The organism is Legionella sp. PC997, assembly GCF_014109825.1.
Taxonomy (GTDB): Bacteria; Pseudomonadota; Gammaproteobacteria; order Legionellales; family Legionellaceae; genus Legionella.
Genome location: NZ_CP059576.1, coordinates 1,753,270 through 1,764,727, shown reverse-complemented (window position 1 = coordinate 1,764,727; position 11,458 = coordinate 1,753,270). Strand labels below are relative to the sequence as shown.

The window sequence follows — 11,458 nt, the reverse complement described above, 5'->3', positions numbered from 1 at the left end:
TCTCCTTAAAGGTTACTCGTTTATTTGGACTAAAAAAAAGCTCCATCAGTTTGTTCTGATGGAGCTTTTTTAATGATACAGGCTATATTACGCCATAGCTGCAGCTTTCTTTTCCTTCTCTTTAGCAATAACTGCTTCAGCTACGTTGTTTGGACAAGCAGCATAATGAGAGAATTCCATTGAGAATTGGCCACGACCAGAGGTCAGAGTACGCAATGTACTAATGTAACCAAACATTTCTGAAAGAGGAACATCAGCCTTAATGCGGACGCCAGCTGCACTGGGTTCTTGGCCTGAGATCATACCGCGACGACGGTTCAAGTCACCAATCACGTTACCCACATCGTCTTCTGTACTATAAACATCAACCTTCATGATTGGCTCAAGCAATTGTGGAGCAGCTTTGGGTATTGATTGTCGAAATGCACCCTTTGCCGCGATCTCAAATGCAATTGCCGAAGAGTCAACGGCATGGTAAGCACCATCAGTCAGGTCCACTACAACATCTAATACAGGGAAACCTGCTAAAGTACCTGAGTCCATCATTGAGCGGAACCCTTTCTCAATTGCAGGGAAGAATTCTTTGGGAACGTTTCCACCCACAACAGATGTGATAAAAGTAAATCCAGTGTTGGGCTCGCCTGGACTAATTGTGTAGTCGATTTTACCGTATTGACCCGCACCACCTGATTGTTTTTTATGGGTATAGCTGTCTTGAACTGCTTTAGTAATAGTTTCGCGGTAAGCAACCTGCGGCTGACCCACTATCAATTCAACATCGTAAGTACGTTTGAGAATATCTACCTTAATATCCAGATGTAATTCACCCATACCACGGAGAATGGTTTCACCGGAATCCTGATCGGTTTCCACTCTAAATGTTGGATCTTCTGCAACCATCTTACCAATAGCAATAGACATTTTTTCAGTAGCGCCTTTATCTTTTGGCGTGACTGCAATAGAGATTACTGGCTCAGGGAAAACCATCGCTTCCAGTGTACACTCGTGATTTGGATCGCAAAGAGTATGACCGGTTCGAACGTTTTTCATCCCCACAATCGCGATAATGTCCCCTGCTTCAGCGCTTTGCAATTCAATACGCTCATCAGCTTGCATTTCAACCATACGGCCAACACGTTCCGTTTTACCGGTGAAGGAATTAAGAATCGTGTCCCCTTTATTCAATTTTCCTGAATAAATACGTACGAACGTTAAAGCACCAAAACGATCATCCATAATTTTAAATGCTAAGGCGCGGAATGGCTCATCTGGAGAGACGATAGCGAATTGGCCATTTGGTTTACCTTCAGCATCAGTCAAAGGTTGCGGATTAACTTCATGTGGAGCTGGTAAATAGTCAACGACTGCATCCAATAATAGTTGCATTCCTTTATTTTTAAAGGCCGAACCGCAATAAGTTGGGAAGAATGTTAATTCCAGAGTACCTTTACGGATACAACGTTTAATTTCTTCAATTGAGGGTTCCTCTCCTTCCAGATAAGCCATTAACAGTTCGTCATCCATTTCAAGCGCTGTTTCAATTAATTGCGCGCGATACATTTCAACATCGTCCTGCATATCGGCTGGTATGTCAGTAACTTTGTAGTTTTCAGGCTGACCAGATTCATCCCAAACATAGGCTTGACGAGTTAATAAATCGACAACACCTACGAAACTGTCTTCGAAGCCAATAGGCAGTGTCATAATTAGTGGATGGGCACCTAAGACTTTTTTAATTTGCTCGGTTACCTTCAAGAAGTTGGCGCCAATTCGGTCCAGCTTGTTTACGAAAATCAAACGAGATACTTTTGAATTGTTCGCATAACGCCAGTTGGTTTCAGACTGAGGTTCCACGCCGCCAGAACCACAGAATACCCCGACACCACCATCGAGAACTTTTAGTGAACGATATACTTCTACTGTGAAGTCCACGTGTCCTGGGGTATCGATAATATTGAAGCGATGACCTTTCCAGAAGCAACTGACTGCAGCTGATTGGATGGTAATACCCCGCTCCGCTTCCTGTACCATAAAATCGGTTGTTGATTCACCATCATGAACTTCACCAATCTTGTGGATTTTACCAGTGAGCTTAAGGATACGTTCTGTCGTAGTGGTTTTTCCGGCATCCACGTGGGCGAAGATACCAATATTTCTATAAAGGTTTAAATCAGTCATAGCGCTCTTATTAAAGTTAATGGATAAAAATTAGTCATATATTGTACAGTATTTTATCCAGATTTGCAGCAAAAAAATGTTCCATTCATCATTTTTATGATTTTTTTTCCTATCGACACAGCGCAAAAATAGCGAACAGTCACTAAAAATTAAGACGGAAGAATGCAAAATGGAAGTCGTACTACTAACTTAGTGTATCTATCTACCCTATAGGATAATTTAATAGTGTGCAGTTTTATAGTCAGTCAGCTTAAATAATAAAGAGAAATTCATAATCAAATTAACAATCAGCCGGTTATAGAAAATAATGTATGTTTATGTTATTACCTGCTTTAAAAAACAAAGTGTTTAATTTTAGAAGCATAAATCATCGATAGAAGCATCGATCATAGACTTTATGGATTCGACCAAATAAAAACATTAGTTTTTTAATAATTGAAGGAAGAATCAAAAATGAAACCGAAATTATTTAACTCGAAAAATACAAATACATGTCCCTATTCCCAAAATACAGCAACATCTCCGCATGAAGCATTGGCGGAAATATCCGAGGCAGAGACATCTTCTCAAGCGTTACCCCAACACCAACAAGGGTGGCGTAACTTAGGACGTTTATTTGATCAGGGAGCTTCGCCTTTCTTTTATGAGATGGCCGCACGTACAAAACAAAAGTTTTTCAAAATTTACATTGGAACCCAATGCGTATATATGGTAACTGATGGCAAAATTGCAAAAGAACTACTGACAAAACATCCAGAGCTTGGCCGGGGAGATATCCTTGAACCTTTTACTCATATGGTAGGAAGGGTTTTTTTCGCGGAAGATGGAGTGGCGGCTTCTGAACCGCGCAAAGTGTTTTTGAACACCATTGCTCGTGGATCCATAAATTTCAAAAAAATCGCAGAAGTAAACAATCGTACCTTTGACTCGATGCAACTGGCATCCAATGGAGGCTTTGAAGACCTTTATGCCTGTGTGGCATGGCATACAATAGGTTGCATTGCCGCCTGTTTTGTAGGCACCCATGATCTGTCAGCTTTACCACCAGATACTCACAAAATCTTTATGGATGCAACCCGTCTAATTACAAAAGCAAGTATGGATCCGTTAAGCCGCTTAGCCCATCCAAGTTTACGAGCTGACTTTCGGGTAACAAGCAGAGCGATGGCTGATATTGCCCAAAAACTTCTTTTTGCAAATATTGAAAACATTTGCAAAGGGAATAATTACATATGGGATTTGGGAATATTTCGTGCCGAACAATTACATCCGGAGATGAATTTTGATGAATGTACCCACTTTGATGAACACAATCCACAAGCAAAGATTGTGAGGGATCTGATCGAAAAGGATCGATTTATACGAGAACACGGGCCTCTTACAATTTTTGCCTCCTCGAATATAGGTGCGACGATGTTTTACATGTTGGATATACTCAGTCAAAGACCTGATGTGGCAGATAAGATGTATGAGGAAATCACTCGGGTTTTGGGGACAGAACCATTCACATACAAACACATCACAAAGTTACCTTATGTGCGCGCAGTCGTTCAGGAAGCATTATGGCAAGCAACTCCTATTCCCAATTTTCCTCGAGCGGTACTCAAACCTTTTCAAGTTAATATTAACGGAGAAACTGTATCATTTCAAAAAGGTGAAATGTTGATGTTCCTTTTTCGACCTATGCAGGGACCAAATCGATCGTTTTCACCCGAAAGATGGCTTGAAGGCGATGAGGATTTATTCTCATTCGGCGCAGGGCCAAGACATTGTCCGGCCAATCCCTTCGCAAAACAAGTGTTGACTCAATTCTTGGTCGACATGAATCTTCATGGATTGCGAATCATGCCAACGAGAAAAGCTACTTACACCACGCGCAACGGTTTGTTAGGACCAGATTATCACCCCGTAGAACCCCTGTCCGCAGAGGTGGAGTATCTTGAAGAAGAGGGATATCCCAGAGAAAATGCAAAATTATGACAATAGCTTGTTAGGAACTGTCCAGAGATAAATTAAAGACAGTTCCTGCTGTAGTTAAAACAATTGTAGGATTTAATCAGTCTTGACTGATGAAATTCATCTGAATTTATCTTTGCCCAAAAATAATTTCCAAATCCTAGGCGTATTTGTATTTAGATAATTTGCGCGTATTATGCGCTATAGTATATACAACCTTATTTGATAGAGACTATTATGGGAAACGTTGTTAATCTTAATAAAAAGAGAAAAACCAAAATTCGTTTGGAAAAAGAAAAAACAGCCTCTGAAAATCGCGTTAAATTCGGAAGGACAAAAAAAGATAAGCAGATTGCGAGACAAGAAAATGAGCGCGCGGAACGACATCTAGATGGTCACAAGTTGGATAAAAGCGAAAAGTAATAACAAATATATCTTTTGATGATATAAAAAGTCTTATAAGGTCTACTTGAATAGAACTAAGACCTAAAATAGAACGCTTCTATCAACTTAATGCAAAACACCCAAACCTAAAATGCCAGCAATAATCAGATAAATAGCTACAATGTAATTTAATAATCGTGGTATAAGCAGAATTAAAATTCCAGCAACCAATGAAATGATAGGTGTGAGATTACCAGTAAACATATTATACCCTCCTCCGTGAACTCAATATCATTATTATAGCAGTAAAAATAATCCTTAAAAAACCCTATCCACTGTCTCTATCTAGGTTGGAGGAGGCTTAAAAATCGAATTCCCCTCTTCTTTTGTTTTATGCCACTCTAAATAATGTCCCTTTACTTCCTGAAATAAAGTTAAAGCTTCTTTGAAAATGCCAGCCTCCTCAGCACTTAAGCGGGATAAAATCTCTACTGTATCTACATTAGGACTTACCATCTCATGACTTGAAATATAGTCTGGAACATCTAATATTTTTTCCATTTCCTTCTCTGCTCGTAAATATTCTTCTACGAGCTCTCTAACGGAGTGACCTGGAATTATATTGGAATTAAGAATTAAGACTGGCAAAAAATTTTCCCGCATTAATAAATCTTGTAATAGAAGCATGGAATAGGTACGTCCGACCCCATCTTGAAAAGGATGATGTAGCACCTCATGCTTTAAATAAGTAAATATGGCAGTCAGTTTATCCTGTTTTGAGTCAACGTGTTTTAATGCTTCTTCTAATTCTAGGATATGGTCTGAACATACTGAATGTAAAAACTTACTGGATTCAAAATCTGTTTTTTCTCGAGAATTATAGTAAATGATAGCCCCATCCTTTAGTTGGTTCCATATTCTAGTAGCCAGGAAATGAGTATCTTCCGTAAGAAAACTTGAAATGTTTTCATTCCCATCTTTACTTAGTATAGAAATATCTAAACCCGCGATTCCCATTTTTTTCTCAACTGATTTTAGATAATCAATGGTCTCGATTAATCCTTCAAGTGAGTCCAATTTAGAATCCATTTGCCATGAGGCTCCATAACTACGAAATTCACCTGATTTTTGATCCAGCATATTTTTCACTTCCTGAGTACTGGTTTTATGGAGCTCTTTAATGAACTCTAATGTTAAAGGTTCATTAGACATTACATGTTGAACAACAAGGCAGAATCCTTTTGTTACATTAAGTAAATAGCCTGGTTCATTATCCTCAAACCCCAGCCATGCTTGATGTTGGTTAAAAAGTGAGGTAATTCGCTCACCTTTTCTATTTTGTGCATGAAATAAATTGTTTAGAGCGGTTAAAGCCTCATGATCATTCAATTTATCTGCAAGCTCATATACCTGTCCTACAGTGATATCTTTTACACGCTCTTCAATTTCAGATACTGGAATTGTTTTTGCACTTTCTTCTGGTACCCCATTCATTTTAGCAAACAATTTTCGATACAATTCAGTCCTAAAATCATATCTAATGCGTTCAACAAAAAATCGCCAGAATTCTTTTTCCGGAAAATAATTAAAAAATCGTTTTAGAGTATTTACTTCTGATGCCGTTAAATCATGCATCTTAAAAAATTTTTGGTCCATAACGTTAAGAATTTAAACGAAGTTAGTATTATTATAGGACAAATTAATCTCGTTCTGTTCATTGTTAATTCAATTATGCAGGAAAATTTAACTGTTAATAGAACGCCTTAAATTGCTCAAAAGTCGACCACTAGTTATTCATAAACTATAATTACTAAAAGATATTAACAATCAAACCACTATGCATAGGGCCGGAAAATTATGAGTTTTAGCAAAGATTCAAATGTGCACACCCAACCTGAGCAGTTAAGAGCTCAGATTGGGGATTATAGACCTATCTCAAAAAATTCTAATGGAGAGCAAAAAAAGCCAGATAGTGTTGATCAAAGAGAAATAGATAGTCATTTTGTAAGTGATCGCTTATCAAAAGGAGGTGCAAGCAACCTATATAAAGGAGTTGTTGAATATAACTTACAGTATGAAGACAAGGTTCGAAAATATGCAGCAAAACATGGAAATAGTACAGATTTAATCGATAAGACATTCAATGATAGAACATTTTTTAGAACTAAATTAATAGAACTGGTTGCAGCAAAAAATGCTTCACCAGAAGGCAACTATCAAGGCGATCTAGCGCTTCGGGAAACAAATCCTGAAAAGGCAACTATTTCAATGGAGCGTTTTCTCGGTAAAGAAGGTGCTGAATTGTACAAACTAGCCTTAGAAGAAGAAATGAATAGCCATGCATATATGAATGCAGTTTTTCGAGCTTCTACAACGCACTTTAAAGGCGAGAAATGGACACAACGTCCAGTTGTTATTGTGTCAGGCCCTTCCGGAAGCGGAAAATCATTTGCTGCTAAAGCAGCTGTAGAGAAAGCAACTGAACTTTTTCCAAAACAAGAAGGTGATACATCGGGAAATGATGTGGTATCAGTTGACGGTGGAGTGATTCGCGAAGTCTCTCAAATGAGAAAATTAGTCATTCAGGCTGCCAATAATAAGGGGTATACGGGAATTTCAGATTTACACTCAAAAAGCAGTATTTTGGAAAATGTAAAAGATAGAATGCGCGAGGCTGTTTTCGCTCCCACAGAATCCGATGAGAAAGTACCATTACTTGGGGTAGTCATTCCCGAAACGTTCTCATCTAATCTCAATCCAGCAAAAGGTCCCAAATTACTTAAAGATATTGAAAAATTACCTGATACAAAGCCAATATTCTGTCGGGTAGATGGTGAAGATTCCACTTTATTCCGTAAAGTGGTTGCTTATATGGGGAGTAGAAGAGCCTGGAAAACTTCAGATTTTCCCAAAGGAGATATGACACGTTTACTCGATTTGAATAATACTGATATTCCTGAATCCAAAGCCTATGGTAAAAAAGGATTTACTTTCGGGCAATGGGGCTCAAAATTAGCAGAAAAATGGTTCAAAAATCATAGCCGAGACAATTTAAGGATGATTATTACTAATGATTTAGTACTCAAAAAAGAAGATCCTCCAGGATCACACAACTGGATTGATGCCAAGCCCGATGATAAAGGGGCTGTTTTGATTACAAAGCGAGCGTTCGAAAAGTGGAAAATAGGAGATGACCTTTCTCCTGGCGCTGTAGCATTAAAGGGTTATACTGAATTTAAGTTTGGATCGCTAATAAATACTTCAGCAGAACTAGATCTTGCCATAGCAAAAGAAGAAATTAAGATACGGAAGAAGATTGTAACCCATGATTTAAGAAAAGCAAAAATAAAATACGGCGATAATTCCCCACAAGTAGAGAAATTACAAGAAAAACAAGGACATTTAAAAACTATTTTACAAAACATGGATATTATCGGTAAAGATAAAGAAGGTGTAGAGTTAATGCAACAACAAATATTAGCTAAAATTAATGTGATGGAACAAAATCATGAGTTTGGATATTTTAGCAAAACAAAAAAGGCATTAAATCATGCAGTTAAAGCCCTAGGTAAATTATCCTATGAATTAAAAGATGCTGAGAAAACGAGCCAAATCCAACAAAATCTCAGAGAGGAATTGCAAAATCTTAGATCATCATCCTCTCCTGATGTCTCAGAAAACCTTACTGTCGGACCCACTATTTCCCAAGGGCCGTAATGTTAATCTTATTTTTGTCGACTTACCTCGGGTAAGCGGCTTTAACTATCTTGCTTCTTTACCTCTACAATGCTTGTCTTAATTTGGTACCTCGTGCTCCGTCCTCCTCCGGGTAATTTTTCAATACACCCTTTTTCAAGCAAATCAGCAAGATGTCTTGTCGCGGTAGCCTTACTTACTTTAGTTATTTTCTTATATTGTGCTGCGCTTATTCCATGTTCGAATGCTTCATCCCCATTATCAAACATCAGATTAATAATTTTTATTTGCTCTTTGGAGAGTTCACACTCTTGGAAAACTTGCCAAAAACGACTTTTAGCAAGCGTTTGATCAATCTTATCAATTGCAGTTTGAATGCTATTGTCTAAAGTTTTTAAAAACCAAGACAGCCATAGGGTTATGTTTGTAGTTTGCCGCTGACTTTGTTCCAAAATTTGATAATAATCATTTCGGTGGGCAAGAATGGTGGCCGACATAGCATATAAGCGGATACTCTGCTTATCCTCCTGTGCTAAAGCCAAGTCAGTTAGAGCACGTGTGATGCGGCCGTTACCATCTTCGAATGGATGGATTGTGATAAACCAGAAATGGGTAATCGCTGCCCGTAATAAAGGATCAAGTGTTGTGTCCTTTAAGCTTTGGTTAAACCAATCAATAAACCTGTTCAATTCATGCTCCAATCGAGCTTTTGGCGGCGCTTCATAATGCACCGTTGGATTGTCAATTCGCCCAGAAACAACTTGCATGGGCTCGTCACCCCGTAATTGGCCAGCTTGAATTGGATATAATATGGACTGTGTATTATTGGGAAATAACCATTTATGCCATTGCATCAAGCGCTCTAGGGATAAAGGGGATTTTAAATTATAAATGGCATCCAACATCATTTGTGCTAAACCTTCCGAACGCTCCGAGGTTGGATAAGGTTGCTTTAAATGCAATCCAATGCGTTTTGCAAGTGAAGAGCGAACGGATTGTACATTCAATTGTTCCCCTTCAATTGCTGAAGAGGCAATTATATTTTGTAATAAAGTATCCAGGGCCGATTCTAAAGAGATATCTGCTGCTATAGCTCCAGTTTTACCTATAAGAATCCCTTGCTTTAATCGTACTTCGCGCAGTAAAGGTTGTATGAGTTGATCTTGCCAATGAAATTTTGGCCAATCTAGCAATTGCCAGATCCATTCGATATTGGTGTTATTCATTTGATCCTCTCGTGAGCCAATTAATCATTTTATTCGGCTCATTATATGAGTTTAATAATAGACATATTCGGCTCATCCTTCAAGCCAATAAAAATTTTTATTCGGCTCAAGATTCATAGCATCTTCAAGTTTTACTTAAATGGCTTAAGCATAATTTAATAATAGGTTGTTATCTTTAGACTAGACCAATTGATTCAATATCTGTACTGAGGAGCAAATCGTGCAAAGCAATTTAGAAATTGAAATGAGTTATGAAGTTTGGAAAAAACAATATATAAAAAATCTAGAAGAAAATAATTCAGACCGCCATGGATTCCAGAATAAATTCTATGGAACCTTACTCCTTGAAAATTTAGAAAAAATTTTCCCGGAGCACCTATCTATTAAAACAAACCAACACTTTACTACACTGGTTAACCGATATGCCTTTGAGCTAAGAGCTGCTTATGGTTATGAATGGGAAAAATCTAAACTCGAAGCGTCAAATCATCCTAAGTTTTTGGAATTTATAGAGGAATTGAAAAAAAATGGTTTCCTCTTTAAACCAGAAATAAAGAAATGGGCACCTCTTCTTGCCCAAGCCCAAAGAACTTCAAATAGTTTTTTTGGAAAATTACCCTCAGACTTGCTTAATCTAATAGCAAATTTTCTTGAGCCGCAACTCTCTTTTGTGGATGCCTCTAAAAAATTAAACGAGGAATTGCAAAAAGCTCAAACTTTTTTTGATCAAATTCGATTTTTTACGTTTGATGTAAATAATATCGTCTTTTCTCAAAACACAGGGACACATGTGCCATTAACAGTCTACAAGCCTTTTCAGAACTGGTTTTCTAAACTTCCGATACGAGAACATATTCCTCTTAACACGGATTATGGAATGTATAAAATCAATGAAAATACTTTAGCTATAAATACCGGACCCCACACTCCAGGAATCCAAATTCAAAAAAAAGGAGATGGGTTTATAGTCTGTAATAACTTAACTGCAGATCAATCTCAGAGCAATATAAGTCCAGAGCAAATAAAATCAACACGAGAAAGTAATCTGTTAAAAATCTTAGTTTTGCTTAAACAACAGTTACAAGCAGAACCTAAACAGGATAAAATACTAGAACAAGAAAAAGAATCTCAAAAAAATTGTTCCATACAATAACTGGGTTTCAGATAGGTTGGGATCATTTGAATAAGAGAATGAAATACTCACTCTAATTGAGACCAACCGAATTTTTAGAATAGAGTGTTAAAAATAACGCCGGTACAACTTTAAATAAGTGCCATCATTTTCTAATTCAATAAGATATTTGTTAATTGTATCAATGAGCGCCTCATGATTCTTATTAGCCATAACTCCATAACCAGCACCCGTTGGGGCACCGACCACCCTAAGCTGACCACTGCTATTAGCAAGCCAAAATTCAACTACCCCCTTATCGAACATAACTACATCAACCTCCTCGTTGTTTAGCGCCTGTAATGCCTCATTCAAAGTATTATATTCCTGTATTTGAGCTGCATCACCAAATTGTGAGGCGATCCAGGCTTTGAAAATGGTTCCCCTTTCTATTCCCACGATTTTACCCACAATGTCATTAATTTCTTTTACTGCGCTCGATGATTTAGTTGCATATTGGCCTCCACCAATAAGATAAGGTAGACTGAAGAGAAATTTTTTTTCTCTCTCTGGGGTAATCACAATCGAACCTATGGCTAGATCAATTTGCCCCTGTTCTAATTGATTAAATAAATCCTTGAAAGGGATGCTCGTAAAATGACAGTCTAGTTGAGCACGTTGGCAGATCTCACCCATAAGATCAATTTCAAAACCATAAAAGTGGGCCTTATCTTTCAATAACATTTTAAATGGTGGACCAGAGTCTGAGGTCCCAATAAGAACGGATTGCGCAAACAAATGCATAGAGCATAAGAGGCAAGCTAGAAATGCTTTTATGTGCATGTAACTTCCTTATCCATTTACTTTTCATTTTAGCCTAATTTTATGTTCTTAAATTGAACAAACT

9 protein-coding genes are annotated in these 11,458 nt (G+C 37.7%); 4 read left to right on the top strand and 5 right to left on the bottom strand.

All coding sequences use genetic code 11. From position 1 onward, the window contains the following. Positions 1–87: 87 nt before the first annotated feature. Complete coding sequence (fusA, locus tag HBNCFIEN_RS07495) at positions 88–2,178, bottom strand: elongation factor G (RefSeq protein WP_182393473.1); 2,091 nt, start codon at positions 2,176–2,178, stop codon at positions 88–90. 453 nt (positions 2,179–2,631) lie between these two features. Here fusA and HBNCFIEN_RS07490 point away from each other — a divergent pair, with 453 nt between their 5' ends. After that, positions 2,632–4,158 carry a cytochrome P450 gene (locus HBNCFIEN_RS07490; RefSeq protein WP_182393472.1) on the top strand — a complete coding sequence of 509 codons (1,527 nt, stop codon included), beginning with the start codon at positions 2,632–2,634 and terminating at the stop codon, positions 4,156–4,158. Positions 4,159–4,371: 213 nt separating this feature from the next. Continuing rightward, entirely contained in the window at positions 4,372–4,557 is a 186-nt protein-coding gene (locus tag HBNCFIEN_RS07485; protein ID WP_182393471.1) for a DUF4169 family protein, read from the top strand. A gap of 87 nt (positions 4,558–4,644) precedes the next feature. On the opposite strand, the gene HBNCFIEN_RS07480 is transcribed toward HBNCFIEN_RS07485, so the two are convergent. Both HBNCFIEN_RS07480 and HBNCFIEN_RS07475 read right to left on the bottom strand, forming a co-directional pair. After that, positions 4,645–4,782 carry a DUF3096 domain-containing protein gene (locus tag HBNCFIEN_RS07480; RefSeq protein ID WP_182393470.1) on the bottom strand — a complete coding sequence of 46 codons (138 nt, stop codon included), beginning with the start codon at positions 4,780–4,782 and terminating at the stop codon, positions 4,645–4,647. 81 nt (positions 4,783–4,863) lie between these two features. Continuing rightward, positions 4,864–6,153, bottom strand: coding sequence for a hypothetical protein (locus tag HBNCFIEN_RS07475; protein ID WP_182393469.1), 1,290 nt, complete (start codon positions 6,151–6,153; stop codon positions 4,864–4,866). 222 nt (positions 6,154–6,375) lie between these two features. Here HBNCFIEN_RS07475 and HBNCFIEN_RS07470 point away from each other — a divergent pair, with 222 nt between their 5' ends. Continuing rightward, positions 6,376–8,235, top strand: coding sequence for a hypothetical protein (locus tag HBNCFIEN_RS07470; RefSeq protein WP_182393468.1), 1,860 nt, complete (start codon positions 6,376–6,378; stop codon positions 8,233–8,235). Positions 8,236–8,276: 41 nt separating this feature from the next. On the opposite strand, the gene HBNCFIEN_RS07465 is transcribed toward HBNCFIEN_RS07470, so the two are convergent. After that, complete coding sequence (locus HBNCFIEN_RS07465) at positions 8,277–9,440, bottom strand: Fic family protein (protein ID WP_182393467.1); 1,164 nt, start codon at positions 9,438–9,440, stop codon at positions 8,277–8,279. Positions 9,441–9,660: 220 nt separating this feature from the next. Here HBNCFIEN_RS07465 and HBNCFIEN_RS07460 point away from each other — a divergent pair, with 220 nt between their 5' ends. Continuing rightward, positions 9,661–10,593, top strand: a complete 933-nt coding sequence (locus tag HBNCFIEN_RS07460) for a hypothetical protein (protein WP_182393466.1) — start codon at positions 9,661–9,663, stop codon at positions 10,591–10,593. Between the two features lie 87 nt (positions 10,594–10,680). On the opposite strand, the gene HBNCFIEN_RS07455 is transcribed toward HBNCFIEN_RS07460, so the two are convergent. After that, positions 10,681–11,394, bottom strand: coding sequence for a transporter substrate-binding domain-containing protein (locus HBNCFIEN_RS07455; protein WP_182393465.1), 714 nt, complete (start codon positions 11,392–11,394; stop codon positions 10,681–10,683). Positions 11,395–11,458: the final 64 nt, after the last annotated feature.

Bases quoted from the DNA above. Each gene is read 5' to 3' on its own strand.
- fusA (WP_182393473.1), bottom strand. From the start codon at position 2,178: ATGACTGATTTAAACCTTTATAGAAATATTGGTATCTTCGCCCACGTG.
- HBNCFIEN_RS07490 (WP_182393472.1), top strand. From the start codon at position 2,632: ATGAAACCGAAATTATTTAACTCGAAAAATACAAATACATGTCCCTAT.
- HBNCFIEN_RS07485 (WP_182393471.1), top strand. From the start codon at position 4,372: ATGGGAAACGTTGTTAATCTTAATAAAAAGAGAAAAACCAAAATTCGT.
- HBNCFIEN_RS07480 (WP_182393470.1), bottom strand. From the start codon at position 4,782: ATGTTTACTGGTAATCTCACACCTATCATTTCATTGGTTGCTGGAATT.
- HBNCFIEN_RS07475 (WP_182393469.1), bottom strand. From the start codon at position 6,153: ATGCATGATTTAACGGCATCAGAAGTAAATACTCTAAAACGATTTTTT.
- HBNCFIEN_RS07470 (WP_182393468.1), top strand. From the start codon at position 6,376: ATGAGTTTTAGCAAAGATTCAAATGTGCACACCCAACCTGAGCAGTTA.
- HBNCFIEN_RS07465 (WP_182393467.1), bottom strand. From the start codon at position 9,440: ATGAATAACACCAATATCGAATGGATCTGGCAATTGCTAGATTGGCCA.
- HBNCFIEN_RS07455 (WP_182393465.1), bottom strand. From the start codon at position 11,394: ATGCACATAAAAGCATTTCTAGCTTGCCTCTTATGCTCTATGCATTTG.